At 66.0% G+C, this 15,264-nt stretch carries 19 protein-coding genes; 13 read left to right on the top strand and 6 right to left on the bottom strand.

Going from position 1 to position 15,264, the window contains the following annotated elements; genetic code table 11:
* Positions 1–129: 129 nt before the first annotated feature.
* Together CHU93_RS01090 and CHU93_RS01095 are read right to left on the bottom strand one after the other, a co-directional pair.
* A complete protein-coding gene (locus CHU93_RS01090; RefSeq protein ID WP_094472374.1) occupies positions 130–399 on the bottom strand; it encodes a CREC-EF hand family protein in 270 nt (89 codons plus the stop codon).
* A 54-nt stretch (positions 400–453) separates the two neighbouring features.
* Positions 454–1,278, bottom strand: coding sequence for an NUDIX hydrolase (locus tag CHU93_RS01095; protein ID WP_094472375.1), 825 nt, complete (start codon positions 1,276–1,278; stop codon positions 454–456).
* Between the two features lie 102 nt (positions 1,279–1,380).
* On the opposite strand from CHU93_RS01095, the gene ispG reads away from it, so the two are divergent.
* The 7 genes from ispG to CHU93_RS01115 are packed head-to-tail and all read left to right on the top strand — an operon-like array spanning position 1,381 to position 5,071.
* Positions 1,381–2,511: a flavodoxin-dependent (E)-4-hydroxy-3-methylbut-2-enyl-diphosphate synthase gene (gene ispG, locus CHU93_RS01100; RefSeq protein WP_094472376.1), complete on the top strand. Its 1,131-nt coding sequence runs from the start codon at positions 1,381–1,383 to the stop codon at positions 2,509–2,511.
* Between the two features lie 6 nt (positions 2,512–2,517).
* Entirely contained in the window at positions 2,518–2,847 is a 330-nt protein-coding gene (locus CHU93_RS01105) for a hypothetical protein (RefSeq protein WP_133064267.1), read from the top strand.
* The gene (locus CHU93_RS17430; RefSeq protein WP_165768543.1) at positions 2,844–3,008 is read left to right on the top strand and encodes a hypothetical protein; all 165 of its coding nucleotides are present in this window, start codon (positions 2,844–2,846) and stop codon (positions 3,006–3,008) included. Before CHU93_RS01105 ends, CHU93_RS17430 begins: the two co-directional genes overlap by 4 nt.
* Positions 2,992–3,153 carry a hypothetical protein gene (locus CHU93_RS17435; RefSeq protein ID WP_165768544.1) on the top strand — a complete coding sequence of 54 codons (162 nt, stop codon included), beginning with the start codon at positions 2,992–2,994 and terminating at the stop codon, positions 3,151–3,153. Before CHU93_RS17430 ends, CHU93_RS17435 begins: the two co-directional genes overlap by 17 nt.
* A 47-nt stretch (positions 3,154–3,200) precedes the next feature.
* Positions 3,201–3,674: a GNAT family N-acetyltransferase gene (locus CHU93_RS01110; protein ID WP_094472378.1), complete on the top strand. Its 474-nt coding sequence runs from the start codon at positions 3,201–3,203 to the stop codon at positions 3,672–3,674.
* Positions 3,671–3,811, top strand: a complete 141-nt coding sequence (locus tag CHU93_RS17440) for an NAD(P)-binding protein (RefSeq protein WP_165768545.1) — start codon at positions 3,671–3,673, stop codon at positions 3,809–3,811. Before CHU93_RS01110 ends, CHU93_RS17440 begins: the two co-directional genes overlap by 4 nt.
* 18 nt (positions 3,812–3,829) lie before the next feature.
* Entirely contained in the window at positions 3,830–5,071 is a 1,242-nt protein-coding gene (locus CHU93_RS01115) for a hypothetical protein (RefSeq protein WP_094472379.1), read from the top strand.
* Positions 5,072–5,396: 325 nt separating this feature from the next.
* Here the strand turns inward: CHU93_RS01115 and ppa are convergent, their stop codons facing one another.
* A complete protein-coding gene (gene ppa, locus CHU93_RS01120; protein WP_086116275.1) occupies positions 5,397–5,978 on the bottom strand; it encodes an inorganic diphosphatase in 582 nt (193 codons plus the stop codon).
* Positions 5,979–6,088: 110 nt separating this feature from the next.
* On the opposite strand from ppa, the gene CHU93_RS01125 reads away from it, so the two are divergent.
* On the top strand, positions 6,089–6,415 hold the full coding sequence (locus CHU93_RS01125; protein WP_094472380.1) for a DMT family transporter: 327 nt from the start codon (positions 6,089–6,091) through the stop codon (positions 6,413–6,415).
* A gap of 57 nt (positions 6,416–6,472) precedes the next feature.
* Here CHU93_RS01125 and CHU93_RS01130 read toward each other — a convergent pair whose 3' ends face one another.
* Positions 6,473–8,392: a M61 family metallopeptidase gene (locus CHU93_RS01130; protein WP_094472381.1), complete on the bottom strand. Its 1,920-nt coding sequence runs from the start codon at positions 8,390–8,392 to the stop codon at positions 6,473–6,475.
* 81 nt (positions 8,393–8,473) lie between these two features.
* On the opposite strand from CHU93_RS01130, the gene hisS reads away from it, so the two are divergent.
* Genes hisS through prmC form a run of 3 tightly spaced genes read left to right on the top strand, consistent with a single transcriptional unit; the run spans position 8,474 to position 11,633 of the window.
* Positions 8,474–9,742, top strand: coding sequence for a histidine--tRNA ligase (hisS, locus tag CHU93_RS01135; protein ID WP_094472382.1), 1,269 nt, complete (start codon positions 8,474–8,476; stop codon positions 9,740–9,742).
* On the top strand, positions 9,739–10,803 hold the full coding sequence (gene prfA / locus CHU93_RS01140) for a peptide chain release factor 1 (RefSeq protein ID WP_094472383.1): 1,065 nt from the start codon (positions 9,739–9,741) through the stop codon (positions 10,801–10,803). The genes hisS and prfA overlap by 4 nt, the downstream gene beginning before the upstream one ends.
* Positions 10,803–11,633 carry a peptide chain release factor N(5)-glutamine methyltransferase gene (gene prmC / locus CHU93_RS01145; protein ID WP_094472384.1) on the top strand — a complete coding sequence of 277 codons (831 nt, stop codon included), beginning with the start codon at positions 10,803–10,805 and terminating at the stop codon, positions 11,631–11,633. The genes prfA and prmC overlap by 1 nt, the downstream gene beginning before the upstream one ends.
* On the opposite strand, the gene CHU93_RS01150 is transcribed toward prmC, so the two are convergent.
* Positions 11,601–13,274 (bottom strand): serine hydrolase domain-containing protein, encoded by a 1,674-nt coding sequence (locus CHU93_RS01150; RefSeq protein WP_165768546.1) that lies wholly within the window; start codon positions 13,272–13,274, stop codon positions 11,601–11,603. The two genes, prmC and CHU93_RS01150, sit on opposite strands and share 33 nt — an antisense overlap.
* A gap of 69 nt (positions 13,275–13,343) precedes the next feature.
* Positions 13,344–14,135, bottom strand: a complete 792-nt coding sequence (gene mazG, locus CHU93_RS01155) for a nucleoside triphosphate pyrophosphohydrolase (RefSeq protein ID WP_094472386.1) — start codon at positions 14,133–14,135, stop codon at positions 13,344–13,346.
* A gap of 79 nt (positions 14,136–14,214) precedes the next feature.
* Between mazG and CHU93_RS01160 the strand changes: the two genes are divergently transcribed.
* Both CHU93_RS01160 and CHU93_RS01165 read left to right on the top strand, forming a co-directional pair.
* Complete coding sequence (locus CHU93_RS01160) at positions 14,215–14,802, top strand: glutathione S-transferase family protein (RefSeq protein ID WP_094472387.1); 588 nt, start codon at positions 14,215–14,217, stop codon at positions 14,800–14,802.
* A gap of 56 nt (positions 14,803–14,858) precedes the next feature.
* On the top strand, positions 14,859–15,264 hold a 406-nt coding region (locus CHU93_RS01165; RefSeq protein WP_094472388.1), incomplete at its 3' end, for a DoxX family protein.

The raw sequence follows: 15,264 nt of genomic DNA on the forward strand, positions 1-15,264 counted from the left end.
AACCCGAAATCACCCGGCCGGTGAATAATCCGGGCTAAACGCTGCCGACCTAAATGCGTGGCAAGAACAGATCCTCCCCAAACTTGTTTGGGGAGGTGCCGAGCATGGCGAGGCGGAGGGGCACCGCCTTCACTGCGGCGGCGGCGCCATCCCCATCGCCTGCATGCGCTTCATGCCCTCCATCAACTCCGGCTGGGTCACAAAGCCATCCTTGTCGGCATCCAGCATGGTGAAGCCCATCTCGCGGCGGCCGGCGGCCAACCACTCCTCCTTGCTCCACTTGCCATCCTTGTTGGCATCGGCCGCGATCAGCCGCTCGCGCGGGGTGGCCGGGGCGGCGGGTGCCTGGGCCAGGGCGGGTGCAGCGGCCAGCAGGGCAATCAGGGGCAACAGGCGCATGTCAATCTCCTCAACAACTGTCCTCTCAACGGCCAGCCCGGACAAATCCCCCGCTCACTCCCGCCGCAAGCTCGCCACCCGATCGCGCGTCACCGGATAATCAATGCCTTCGGGGATGGTCAGCCAGGGCTCACCCTCCATGGTCACGAACGCCGGCTGCACATAAGGGGCGGGCAGGGCACCCACGCGATCAAACAGGGCTGCCAATGATTGATATTGCGCCAGCCGGTGCATGTTGCACCAGGTGGGAAACACCATGGCGGCCCGCCCGGCATCATAATCTGCCAGCGCCTGCGCCGCCGTGGTCCAACGCAGCGCCTTGGCCTCGAACCCATCGGGCGTGATCGTCGCGTTGGCGCTGCGCCCGGCATCCGCCAGATAGAATCGCGTGTCAAAGCGCCGGGCAATGGCGGCGGCGGCCGGCGGCTCCCAGCGCGCGAACGGCAGGAAACGCGCCGCATCCACCTTGTGCGCCATCGCCCCCAGCATGCCGGCAAAGCCCACCGCTTCCGCCTCATCCGGCCCGGCGGCCAGCAGGCTGCGGGCATAGGCCAGCGCCGCCTCGTCCGGATGCGGCCCGTCGGTCAACAGCACGCCGGTTTCCTCCAGCGCCTCGCGCGCACAGGTCACACGCGCGGCCGCATCCACATCGCTCAGGCCGTCAAAACCAACGGCCAGTTGTGGGTTGCGTGCAATGTGGATGTCGCTGGCATCCACCCGCCCGCCGGGAAACACCAGCGCACCGCCGGCAAAGGCCAGCTGTTCGCCGCGCTGCACCAGCAGAAACTCGGGAATGCCGCCCGGCCCTTCGCGGGCCAGGATCACGGTGGCGGCGGGAATGGCGGCAGTTTTTTCAGGCGGCAGATGAAAATCGGTCATGCTGCCATGTTATGCCGCGTCTTGCGCGGACGCATCCCTGTGCTATCGGGCAGGGCGAAATTCGCGCCGGGCAGGGCGAACCAGTCAAGGGAGCCAAGTGGCATGAGCGTGCGTCCGTGGCGCGACATCACCCGTCGCAAGAGCCGGCAGATCATGGTGGGCAAGGTGCCGGTGGGCGGCGATGCCCCCATCGCCGTGCAGACCATGACCAACACCCCCACCGAAGATGCGGCCGCAACCATCGATCAGATCCGCGCCTGTGAAGAGGTGGGCGCCGATATCATCCGCGTCTCCTGCCCCACGCCGGAAGCCACCGCCGCCTTCCGCCAGATCACCCGCGCCGCCCGCGTGCCGATCGTGGCCGACATCCATTTCCACTACAAGCGCGCGCTCGAAGCCGCCGATGGCGGCGCCGCCTGCCTGCGCATCAACCCCGGCAACATCGGCAGCCGCGCCCGCGTGAAGGAAGTGGTCAACGCCGCCAAGGCCAATGGTTGCGCCATCCGCATCGGCGTCAACGCCGGCAGCCTCGAAAAGCATCTGCTCGAAAAATATGGCGAGCCTTGCCCGGAAGCGCTGGTCGAAAGCGCGCTCGAGCATATGAAATATCTGCAGGACGAGGATTTCCACGAGTTCAAGATCAGCGTGAAGGCCAGCGACGTGTTCCTCGCCGTCGCCGCCTACAATGGCCTCGCCGAAGTGTGCGATTATCCGTTACATCTGGGCATCACCGAAGCCGGCGGCCTGCAGGGCGGCACGGTCAAATCCTCCATCGGCCTTGGCATGCTGTTGTGGGCCGGCATTGGTGACACCATCCGCGTCTCGCTCTCCGCCGATCCGGTGGAGGAGGTCAAGGTCGGTTATCACATCCTGAAATCGCTCGGCATTCGCGCCCGCGGCGTCAAGATCGTCTCCTGCCCGTCGTGCGCCCGCCAGGGCTTTGACGTGGTGAAAACGGTTGACGCGCTGGAACGCCGCCTCGCCCATATCACCACGCCGCTGTCGCTCTCCGTGCTCGGCTGCGTCGTCAACGGCCCCGGCGAAGCCCGCGAAACCGATATCGGCCTCACCGGCGGCGGCAACGGCCGCCACGCCGTGTTCCTGTCCGGCATCTCCGATCATGTCATCGATGATGAACGCATGCTGGAACATATCGTGGGCCTGGTGGAGGCCAAGGCCGCCGAGATCGAGGCCGCCAACGAAGCTGCGGCCGCCGCCGTCGCCGCGGAATAAGCCGCCATGCACGGCGGACCTCCCCGCCCGCGCCGGGTGGAAGAGCCGGTGCGCCAGCAGGCGGTGGCCTACGGCTATCGCGTCGCCATTTGGTGCTTCGGGCTTGGCGCGCTGGTCGTCCTGCTCGAAGCCATTGGTCTGGGCTTTGATGCCGATCGGCTCACCTGGCTCGCCGGCCTCACCGCTCCGGCCGCCAGCGCCTTCGTCCTCCTGCGCCTGTGGCTGCCTGATCGGGTGGACCGGGGCGCGCGCTACTGGCTGTTCGCCGTCCCCTCCGTCAGCCTCGCCTTCTTCAGCGTCATGTGGATGTTCCGCGCCATGGGCCGCATGTTGTGAAGCGCGGCCTGGCCGGCCTGCTCTGGCTGGGCGTGGGGCTGGCCAAGATAGCGGCGCTGGTGCGGTTGATCGATGGCGATTGGCGGCAGGCCCTGTTGGCGCTGCTGGCGGCCTGGGCCATGGCGGGGCTTGCCGTATGGACCCGTGCTGCGACGCGTTGACACCTGCCCCCGCCGCAAACATCATGACAATCTCGTAACCGATTCGGGGGAGGTCGTCATGAAGAATGTCAACATGAAGCTCGCCTTGGGCTTGCTTGTCGGGTTCTTCCTGTTCGGGATTGGCAGCGTCTATCTCGGCTTCTGATCGCCCGGCCTTGCCAGCCGGCGCAACCGCGGCCATGGCTGGCAATCATGATCCGCGCCGCCACCCCGTCTGATATTCCCGCCATCCACCGGCTGATCGTCGAACTGGCGATCTATGAAAAGGAACCGGATGCGGTGAAGGCGAGCCACGATGATCTCGCTCGCGCCCTGTTCGGTGACAAGCCCGCCGCCGAATGCGTGCTGGCCGAGCAGGATGGCGTGCCGGTTGGCCTGGCGCTGTTCTTCACCAACTTCTCGACCTGGACCGGCAAGCCCGGGCAGTATCTGGAAGATCTGTTCGTCATGCCGTCCGCGCGCGGGGCCGGGCTGGGCAAGGCGCTGCTGGTGCATCTGGCCGGCATCGCGGTGGCGCGCGGCTATGGCCGGTTCGAATGGTCCGTGCTCGATTGGAACACGCCTGCCATCGGCTTCTACAAGGCGCTGGGGGCCAAGCCGATGGACGATTGGACGGTGATGCGGGTGGATGGGGACGCGCTGACCGCGCTCGCCAACAGCCAATGAGCGGCCAGCACCACAGCGATTATCTGCTCATCGGCGCGGGCGCCATGGGCCTGGCCTTTGCCGATACGCTGCTGACCGAACTGCCCGATGCCACCATCACCATCGTCGATCGCCACGCCAAGCCGGGCGGCCACTAGAATGATGCCTATGGCTTCGTGACGCTGCACCAGCCCTCGGCCTTTTATGGCGTCGCCTCGCTGCCGCTGGGATCGGGCCAGATCGACGCCCAGGGCCTCAACGCCGGCCTTTATGAACTGGCCTCGGGCGCGGAGGTCAGCGCCTATTTCGAAACGGTGATGAACCGGGTGCTGCTGCCCACCGGCCGCGTGCGCTATCTGCCATTCAGCAACCATGTCGGCGATGGCCGCATCGTCAACCTGGTCAGCGGCGCCGAAATCCAGGTCAGCATCGGCCGCAAGATCATCGATTCCACCTATCTCGCCACCAGCGTGCCGGCCACCCACACGCGCAAATTCGCCGTCGCCGATGGCGTGCGCATCGTGCCGCCCGGGGAGCTGCCGCACCTGTGGCGCAAGCCCGATGCCATGCCGCGCCATTATGTCGTGCTCGGCGCCGGCAAGACCGGGATGGACACGATCCTGTGGCTGCTCGCCGCCGGTGCCACGCCCAGCATGATCAGTTGGGTCGCCCCGCGCGCCTCCTGGTTCTTCAACCGCAGCGCCGTGCAGCCCGGCCAGGCCTTTTTCGAACAGTGCATCGGCGGGCAATTGCGCTTCTTGGCTGCGCTTGGCGCGGCCAGCGATGCCGCAGATCTGTTCGCCCGGCTGGAAGATTGCGGCTACATGCAGCGCATTTCGCGCGATCATTGGCCAGAAATGTTCCACTATGCCATCGCCTCCACCGCCGAGGTGCGCGAATTGCAGCGCATCACCGATGTGATCCGCCTGGGCCGGGTGCAGGCGCTGGAGCAGGATCGCATGCTGCTGGACGGCGGCAGCCGCGCCACGCCGCCGGGCACCTTGTTCATCGATTGCACCGCCTCGGCCGTGGAGCGGCGGCCGCCGGTGCCGGTGTTCCAGCCTGGCAAGATCGTGCCGCAGATGGTGCGCGTGCCGCAGCCGGCATTCAGCGCCGCGCTGATCGCCTGGGTGGAAGCCCATGTGGAGGGGGAGGCGGCGCAGAATGCCCTCACCATGGCGGTGCCACTGCCCGATGCCATCACCGATTTCCCGCGCGCCGCACTGGTCAACCTGTTCAACCAGGGCGCCTGGTCCCAGCACCGCGAACTGATGCAGTGGATCGTCAACTGCCGGCTGGATGGCTTTGCCGCCGTGATGCGCGATGTGCAGCCGCACGAGGCGGACAAGATCGCCATCCTGCAGCAACTGCGCCCCGCCGCCATGGCCGCCATGGCCAATCTGCAGCGGCTGCTTTAGGGCGTCACCCGCGCAAGAAGCGCGGTTACCCGCGCGCAATATGCGGTCACCAGCGCGCAGCCTGCGGTCACCGCAGCGCCAGACGCGGGCACCAAATCACACGCTTTTGCCACGCCAAAATGCCGCCGAATCAGCCAGTTGGGCCTCAAAACCGAAACACCGGTGGAAATTCCAGAACAATTGCAGATGCTTGGTTACCGGCCTGTCCTACAGCCACCGCCCCATGGCAAACTTCCCCGGCTCCTTGAAAATTGCATTGCACCGCCGGCCAACATGAAAAGGGCGGCCACCGGGGCCGCCCTTCGCATCGTCCGGAACGCCTGGCTCAGCGCGGTGCGCCGGGGTGTTCCTTGTGCTCCACCGCCAGGCGACCGGCCTTCTCGGCTTCATAGCGCTCGATCGATTCCAGGATCAGCTTCTCGGCCGTGGCCCGGCCTTCCCAGCCCGAGCATTTCACCCACTTGCCCGGCTCCAGATCCTTGTAATGGGTGAAGAAATGCTCGATCTGGTCGAGCACGATCTTGGGCAGATCGGTATATTCCTCGACGTCGGAATAATAAGGATAAACCTTGTTCACCGACACGCAGAGCAGCTTGGCATCGCCGCCGCCATCATCTTCCATCATCAGCACGCCTACCGGGCGCACGCGGGCGATGGAGCCCGGCATGAACGGCGTGCGCGCCACGATCAGCGCATCAATCGGGTCGCCATCATCGGCCAGCGTGTGCGGGATGAAGCCATAATTGCACGGATAGCGCATCGGCGTGTGCAGGATGCGATCGATGAACAGCGCGCCCGATGCCTTGTCCAGTTCATATTTCACCGGCTCGCCGCCCAGCGGGCATTCGATGATCACGTTGACATCATGCGGCGGGTTCACGCCAATCGGGATCGCATCGATACGCATCGCTCTGAAAACTCCTGTTGTTCGGTTTGGGGGCGGGTTACGGGGCTGCGGCAATATTGTCCACGGTCCAAATGACGCGGACGATGGGACTTTGGGCGGAGGGCAGGAAAATGAACGCAAACTGGGCCTGGGTGGCATTGCTGGCCGGCGGCCTGTGCGAAGCCGGCTTCACCACCGCGCTGCGCCACATCGATGGCGGCCGCAACCTGGCGGCGCTGGCCGGCTTCCTCATCGCCGTCACCGCTTCCATGGGCCTGTTGGCGCTGGCCGGCCGCCATATCCCGATGGGCACCGCCTATGCCGTGTGGGCCGGCATCGGCGCCGGCGCCACCGCACTCATCGGCATCGCCTTCTACGCCGAACCATTGAGCCTCGCCCGCGCCCTGCTGCTCATCACCCTCATCGCCTGCATCGCCGGCCTGAAGGCACTGGGCTAAATCCTCCCCAAACTTGTTTGGGGAGGTGGCGCGCGGCACGCGCGACGGAGGGGCGCCTCACTTCGCCGTCAGCAACCGCTCCAGCCCGGTCGGGTTCTTCGCATCCAGCGGTGCCAGCCGCTCCAGCCGCGGATAGCGCAGGCCGCCGTTCCACGCCCAGTCCACGCTGCGCACCCGGTCGTCCGTCTTCACCAGCAGCCGGATCGGCGCCGTGCCACCTTTCGCCGCCGTCACCGCCGCACGCAGGGCATCATCGCTGTAGGGGATCTCGTTCACCGCGATGATCATGTCCCCCACCACCAACCCGGCATCGAACGCGGCGCTGCCCCACAGCACCTGCTCCACCTTGCCATTGGTGCCGAGCAGCAGCCCGCCAGAGAACATCAGATTGACGTGGCGCCGGTTGGCATCGGTGAAGGCGCTGCTCGGCTTGTCCTGATAGACCAGCTTCCACCCCAGCATCTCCAGCCCCTTCAGCGGCGCGCCACTGGCCTTTTCAGTGAGCCGCGTCGTCAGCAGACCAGCCCAGTCATAAGGCTGCACCGCGTTCAGATCAGCAACCAAGCCATTGAAATCATAAGGCTTCACCCCCCAGTCGCCATCGCCCGTGCCAAAGAAGCGCCGGGCAAAATCATCCAGGCTTTTCAAGCCTTTGCTCTCCCGCCGGATGATGCCGTCCACCTCCAGCCACACCAGCATGCCTTCGGCATAATAATCCTCGCTGCGCTGGAAGCTCAGCCAGCCCTTGGGCGCGCGCGGCGTGATGATCGGATCATTGGTGGTGTCATCCAGGCTGCGCCAGCCGCGCGCCGGCCGATTGTCCAGCGTGGCGGCGATTCCGGCAATCTGATCAATGGTTTCGGCAACGGACACCAGACCCGAGCGGGCCTGCAGCACATAGCCCCAGAACTGCGTCTGCCCTTCATACACCCACAGCATCGAATTGCGCATCGGGGTGCGGAAATCCGGCGTCACCAGATCGGCACCGCGCCGGTGCTTGCCGTTCCAGCTGTGGGTGAATTCGTGCGGCAGCAGGTTGCGCCGGCCCGGGCCCCGCTCCCAATCGGTGAAATAGCCGGTGTCCACCCCGTTTTCGGAACTGCGGTGATGCTCCAGCCCGATGCCGCCCATCTTCTCGGTGAGGGAGAGCAGCAGATCATAATGGTCAAACTGGCGGGTGCCGAACAGCTTGATTGCCTGGCTGACCAAGGCCTTGTGCTTGCCGATCTGCTCGTCGCTGGCCTTCAGGAAGCGCGCCTCGTCGGCCACGACATTCAGGGTGACATTCTGGCCCAGATCCCATTTGGCAAAATGCCGCCCGGCAAAGAAGGGACTGTCCACCAACGCTTCATAATCAGTGACTTGGTAGGTGATCCGGTTGCCATCGCGGCGGGCCTCCCGCATCGCCGAACCGGCCTGCCAGCCGTCGGGCCAGGTGACCGACAGCTCCACCGGAATCTGGCGCGTGAACCAGCCCGCCGGATAGAGCGACACGCTGTTCGGTTGCAGGTTCAGCATGTCGCTGGTCACCACGATGCGCCCCTGCGGCCCATCGGTGGCCGACAGGAAATCGAACCGCACATCGAGCGCCGTGGCACCCGCCGGCACCTCCACCCAAAAGGCAAACACATCGAGCGGATCCCGCTTCCACATCAAGGGCTTGCCGCCGGCGCTGATCTCCAGCCCGGCCAGCTTCTCGATCTCGCCGCGCGGCGCATGCTTGCCGGGCAGCCATTTGGGGAACAGCAGCGCCATGCGCTTGCCGGCCAGTTCCGCCGGCACCGGGATCGTCTCGGCCACCCGCAACACCCCCCGCTGCGTGTCGGTTACGTCCACATGCAGCTTGATGGTGCCGGGGAAGGGCGTGTCGCGGGCGGCCGGGATGGCATCCACGATCGGCAAGGGTTGCGGCAGCGACCGCTGGGCCAGGGCTGGCGCAGCAATCAGGGCGGAGGCAAGGAGCAGAACAGCGCGCATGCCCGCTGGTTAGCGAAGCTGCGGCCACCGGGGAAGGGGGAGACATTGCACCACGCCGCGCTCTCGCTTATGCCGCCGCCCATGAGCAAGGCCCCCCAGAAACCCCGCGGCACGCAAGACATGATCGGCGAGGCCGCCGCCCGCTTCGATCATGTCATCGAAACGTTCAACCGCGTCCGCAAATTCCACGGTTTTGGCCGGGTGGAGGTGCCGGTGTTCGAAGCCACCGCCGTGTTCGCCCGCAGCCTTGGCGAAACCACCGATGTGGTTTCCAAGGAAATGTATGAATTCACCGATCGCGGCGGCGATGCCATGTGCCTGCGCCCGGAATTTACCGCCGGGATCGCAAGGGCTTATATCGAAAATGGCTGGCAGCAGCTGGCGCCCTTGAAGCTGGCGGCCTGGGGGCCGCTGTTCCGCTACGAACGCCCGCAAAAGGGCCGTTTCCGCCAGTTCCACCAGCTCGACGCCGAAATCCTCGGCGCTGGTGAGCCGGCGGCCGATGTCGAGGTGATTGCGCTCGGCCAGCATCTGCTCGACGAACTGGGCATTGCCGATGACGTCGTCGTCACCCTGAACTCCATGGGCGATCCCACCACCCGCGCCGCCTGGAGCGCCGCGGTCGCCGCCCATTTCGCCGCCCACCGTGGCGACCTCTCCGAAGACAGCCAGCGCCGGCTGGAGGCCAACCCGCTGCGCATCCTCGACAGCAAGGACGCCCGAGACCAGGCGCTGGTGGCCGAGGCCCCGCAGATCGATGCGTTCTTCACAAGCGATGCCGGCCAGTTCTTTGAAAAGCTGCAGGCCGGTCTGCAGGCCAGCGGCATCGCCTGGACCCGCAACGCCCGGCTGGTGCGCGGGCTCGACTATTATCGCCACACCGTGTTCGAATTCGTCACCCAAAGCCTGGGCGCGCAAGGCACCGTGCTGGGCGGCGGTCGTTACGACGGCCTGATCGGCCATATGGGCGGCCCGGAAACCCCGGCTGTCGGCTGGGCGGCCGGCATTGAACGCCTGGCCATGCTTGTGGCCGAGCCGGCGGCCAATCCGGTTCAGGTCGCCGTGGTGGCGGTCGGCGCCGAGGCGGAGGGGCCAGCGCTTCATCTTCTCAATGGCTTGCGCCGTGCCGGCATCGCCGCCGAGCAGGGCTGGCGCGGCAATCTCAAGAAGAAAATGGAGCGTGCCGGCAAATCCGGTGCCCGCATCGCCGTGCTGATCGGCGGCGATGAGGTTGCCGGCGGCATCGTCACCATGCGTGATCTGGGCAGCGGCGAGCAGGTGCCGGTCGCCATGGCCGAAGCCGTTGCTGCCATCCGGGCCAGGCTGGCCGGCGGTGGCCTGAAGGGATGAGCCTGCCCATCGAGCGCATCGCCCAGATCGAGCGCCGCCACGAACAACTGGCGCACGACATGGGCAATCCGGCGCTGCCACGGGAACAATTTGTTGCGCTGTCAAAGGATTATGCCGAGCTGACCCCGGTGGTGGAGGCTGCCAAGAGCTGGCGCGCGCTGCTGGCCGAACAGGCCGAACTGCAGGCCATCCCGGCCAGTGACGAGATGCACGCCCTGGCGCAGGAAGAGCTGGCCAGCATCGCCGAACGATTGCCGGCTGCCGAACGCGCGCTGGCCCTGCAACTGCTGCCACGCGATGCCGCAGATGACAGGTCCGCCGTGCTGGAAATCCGCGCTGGCACCGGCGGGGACGAAGCCGCCCTGTTTGCCGGCGATCTTGCCCGCATGTATGAGCGCTATGCCGCAAATCACGGATGGCGCTGGGAAATCCTCTCGCAAAATGCGGCCGATCTGGGTGGCTTCAAGGAACTGGTCGCCAGCGTCTCGGGCCCCGGCGTGTTCGCCCGGCTGAAGTTTGAAAGCGGCGTGCACCGGGTGCAGCGGGTGCCCGTCACCGAAGCCGGCGGCCGCATCCACACCAGCGCCGCCACCGTCGCCGTGCTGCCCGAGGCCGAGGATGTCGACATCGCCATCGACGAGAAGGATCTGCGCATCGACGTGTTCCGCGCCAGCGGCGCCGGCGGCCAGCATGTCAACGTCACTGACAGCGCGGTCAGGATCACCCATATTCCCACGGGCACGGTGGTGGCGGTGCAGGATGAGCGGAGCCAGCACAAGAACAAGGCCAAGGCCCTGAAACTGCTGCGTGCCCGCCTGTTCGATGCCGAGCGCGAACGCCTCGCCAGCAGCCGCAGCGCCGATCGCAAGGCCATGGTCGGCAGCGGCGACCGCTCCGAACGGATCCGCACCTATAATTTCCCGCAAGGCCGCGTCACCGATCACCGCATCAACCTCACCTTGCACCGCCTGCCCGAAGTACTCGAAGGGCCGGGGCTGGACGAAGTGGTGTGCGCCCTGGTCGCGGAAGACGAAGCCGCCCGGCTGGCGAGCCTGGGTTGATGCACGCAATCGCTGCACTCAACGCCGCCGCCAGCCGGATTGGCGGCGACACTGCGCGGCTGGACGCCGAAGTGCTGCTGGCCCATCTGCTCGGCATATCGCGTGGCGCGCTTTTGCTGCATCCGGATCGCAGGATTGATGTCCAAGCCTATGATCTGCTTGTCGAACGCCGCGCCAAGGGGGAGCCGGTGGCGCACATCACCGGCAGCCGCGAATTCTGGTCGCTCGACCTGAAGGTCACGCCCGATGTGCTGATTCCGCGCCCCGACAGCGAAACCCTGATCGATGTGGCGCTGCGCCTGTGCCAGCCGGCGCCCACCCGCATCCTCGATCTCGGCACCGGTTCCGGCGCCCTGCTGCTGGCCGCGCTCAGCGAATGGCCTGATGCCAGCGGCCTTGGCATCGATGCCAGCCCGGCCGCGCTGGCAGTGGCATCCGAAAACGCCTTCCGCACCGGCCTTGCCGATCGTGCCCGCTTCATGCCCGGCAATTGGGGGCAGGGGCTTGATCAGCGCTTCGATCTCATTATCAGCAACCCGCCCTATATCGCTGAAACGGAAACGCTTTCAGCCGAAGTGCGCGAAAATGAACCGGCCAGCGCCCTGTTCGCCGGCGCGGACGGGCTGGATGATTATCGCCGCATCCTGCCACAATTGGCCGACCTGATGCAGCCAGGCGCGCTCGCTCTGCTCGAAATCGGACACAGCCAAGGCCCGGCCCTGCTGGATTTGGCCGCACAGCACGGGTTTTCGGCCAGCCTCCATCCCGATCTCGCCGGGCGGGACCGCTGCGTGGCGTTACGGGTCGCGCCGCTCCAGCCGCCGGCCTGACCAGATCAGCACCTGCGGCACGCCGTTCACAAAGCCATCAAACAGCAACCGCTCCGGATTGTCCTTCGATGATGCCGGGGCCCATTCATCCTTGCCAGTGGGCCGCAGCGGCTCAACCCCGCCAAGATACAGCCTGTCGCCGCGCGCCGCGATGGCGATGCCGCCGATCCAGGGATCATCGCTCTGGTAATGGCCGGCCAATGCGGACAGCTCTGGGGGGGGTGGTGGCAGGGCCGCATTGGCACCGGAACGGACAAAGCGCTGCTCGCCATGATCGATGGCGATCACCGCGCCTTCATCGCCCTTCTTGCCGCCGCGCACCACCACCAACGGCCATTCCACCAGGGCAGGATGGGCTGTGGCCATCACATCGCCCTGCGCCTTCAAGCCGGCGCGCTGGCCGTCAATCTCGGCGATCAGGCCGGGCAGAATGGTCAGGCGCCGGTCACCATCCGTGTAGCTGCCAACAAAATCGCCGGCATTGTCGGGCAGGGCGCCCAACGGCGGCGGAGCCGGCATGGCACCGCCGCTCGCCGCCGCCCGCAGCGCGCGCAGGGCATAGAGGGTGATCAGGCGCGGCCGGTAATTGATCCCGCCCACCGCGCAGCTGGCAAAGGCTCCAACGCCAGCGGCAGCATCAACATGAAATGATGAGGAAAAACTCACCATCCCGCCAGTGTGGTGGAGGAGGGGGCGATCCTCATCCAGCCGGTGCATCAGGCCCAGCCCATAGGTTTCCGCCGGCAGCGCCGGGTCTTGCGGAACCGGGCTTTCCAGCCACAGCCGCGCCTGCGCATCGGTCAACAGCGGCGCACCCTTGCCCTGGCCAACGCCAATCAGGAACTTCAGGTAACGGGCCATGTCGGGCAGGGGGGCCGCGACAGACCCGGCCCCCAGATCGGCATCAACCCAGGGCGCCGGCGCCAGCGCCATGGCGGTGAGAACCGGCCGGTCGGGCCGCACCGGGCTGAAGCTTGCCGGATAACGGGTGCGGTCGCGCCACTGGATAGCACCGCGCGTGGTCGTCATGCCCAGCGGCTTGCACACCCGCTCTTCGATCACTTGATACAGCGGCTTGGCTTCGATCCGGGCAATCATCTTGCCCAACAGATCATAGCCAGTGTTGCTGTAGCTCCAGCCCTTGCCAGCGCCAAAGCCGCGCCACAGCTTGATGCCCATGGCCGGCGCAAAATCCGGCAGGCCGGTGGTGTGATCCAAAAGGCCGCGAATGGTGAACGGCCCACCGGACGACACACCGGGCAATCGCGCTTCGGGCAGATGCTGGCGCAGTTCATCGTCCAGGGTCAGTTTGCCCTCAGCCTGCAGCGCGAGGCAGATAAGGGCAATGAAGCTCTTGGAAATGCTGCCGATCTGCCACAGCTCGTCGCCGGCCAGGCCTTGCGTTTCGCGATAATCGCGCGTTCCCGACAGGATGGTGAAGCTCTTGGCACCGCTCACCATCACCATGCCCATGGCTGGCAGGCCGAAATGCCGGCGATGCGCCTCCAGATAGGCTGCAATGGCCTCCAGGGCCCGCGCCTCGGCCGCGCTGGCACCGGCGGCAAGTATGCTGGCATTGGCGGCACCAGCCAGGGGGGCCCCGGCAGCTCCAGCCAGAAACACGCGGCGATTCAGCGACATGCCCGATTCTCCCCACCAGAGCCAAGTGGGACGGATCATGCGGCGGCCATGGCCGCAGCGCAAGCCGGATCAGCGCCGCTCTGCCGCCTTGACCTGCTGCCAATATTCCTCCTGGCGCTCCAGCGGCAGGGTGGCAAATGCCGGGCCGGCCAGCGCCTCCATGGCGCGGAACCGGCGTTCGAACTTGGCATTGCCGGCGCGCAGGGCCGCTTCCGGATCGATGCCATGCCGCCGCGCCAGGTTGGCAATCACGAACAGCACATCGCCCATTTCCTCGGCGCGGTGGGCATCGGTTTCGGCGGCATCAAATTCAGCCAATTCCTCGTCCAGCTTGGCGCGCACACCGGCCACATCATGCCATTCAAAGCCCACGCGCGCGGCACGCGCCTGCAGCTTTTCGGCACGCATGAGGGCAGGGAGGGCACGCGCCACCCCATCCAGCGCCGAAACCGGCCGCTCAGGCGCGCCGGCCGCGGCCCGTTCCTCGGCCTTGATGCGTTCCCACTCGGCCTTCTGGGCGCCAGCATCGGCCGCCCGGGTGCCGTCGCCAAAAATATGGGGATGCCGCCGCTCCATCTTCTCGCACAGGCTGGCCACCACATCGGCGAGGGCAAAGTGGCCCGCTTCTTCCGCCATGCGGCTGTGGAACACCACCTGAAACAGCAGATCGCCCAGTTCCTTCTTCAGTTCGGCCATGTCGCGCGCCGCAATCGCCTCGGCCACTTCATAGGCTTCCTCGATGGTGTAGGGCGCGATCGTGTCGAAATCCTGCGCCAGATCCCAGGGGCAACCCTGTTCGGGATGGCGCAGACGGGCCATGATGTTGGCCAGGCGATAAAGGGAAAGGGCAGGGCTGGTCATGCCCCTTCCTGCCGCAGCCCGCACCGGCTTTCAATCGCGGCGCGCCGCCGCTATGCCCGGCAAAGGAAGGAGCCACGCGATGTTCACGCTGTATGGAGACAAGGTGTCGGGCAATTGCCTCAAGGTGAAGTTCGTCGCTGATCATCTTGGCCTGGCCTATCGCTGGATTGATGTGGATGTGGTGAAGGGTGAAGCCAAATCACCGGAATTTCTGGCCAAATTCCCGATGGGGCAGGTGCCAGCCCTGGAACTGGCCGATGGCCACCGCCTGGCACAGTCCAACGCGATGATGTTGTTCCTGGCGCGGGGCAGCAGCCTGATCCCGGCCGACGAGCTGGAACAGGCAGAGATGCTGCAATGGCTGTTCTGGGAACAATATAGCCACGAGCCCGCCATTGCCGTGCGCCGCTTCCAGAAATTCTATCTCGGCAAACCCGACAGCGAGATTGATCCGGCGCTGATGCGCAAGGGCCGCGCCGCGCTGGACGTGATGGCGGGCCATCTGGCAGGCCGCGATTGGTTTGTGGGCAAGGGCTTCAGCTGCGCCGACATTGGCCTGGTCGCCTATACCAGGGTTGCGCATGAGGGCGGCTTTGATCTGGCCGAATGGCCGGTTGTGCGGGCCTGGGTGCAGCGGGTGGAACGGGCGCTGGGCCTGGCGGCATGACTCCGGCTTGGCAGCTTCCCGGCCTGGCAAGGAGCGGCGATCTGGGACTGTTGTTGATGCGGCTGCTGGCCGGCAGCTTCCTGATCTACCAGAGCCAGGACAATGTGTTCAGCGCAGCGCGGATGCAGGTGTTCATCGGTTTCTGTCGCGCCGCCAGCATCCCATGGCCGCACATCGGCGCGCCCGTTTCGGTTTGGTGCCAATTTCTCGCCGGGATCGCGCTGGTGCTGGGCCTGGGCACGCGGCTTGCCGGGCTCATCCTCATTCCGAATTTTCTTGTGGGCTTCTGGTTTGTCCATGCCGCGGGCCCGGTGCCGGGTTGGTGGCCGCCCTTGGCTCTGGTTGGCATGGGCGCGGTGCTGGCAACGATCGGGGCTGGGCGCATTTCGCTGGATCATCGCCTTGCCATCCGGCTTGGACCATGTTCCCGCTATTTAGAGAAGTCACTTTCTCGCCCGGATA

The sequence above is a fragment of the Sandarakinorhabdus cyanobacteriorum genome (assembly GCF_002251755.1).
GTDB classification, from domain to species: Bacteria; Pseudomonadota; Alphaproteobacteria; order Sphingomonadales; family Sphingomonadaceae; genus Sandarakinorhabdus; species Sandarakinorhabdus cyanobacteriorum.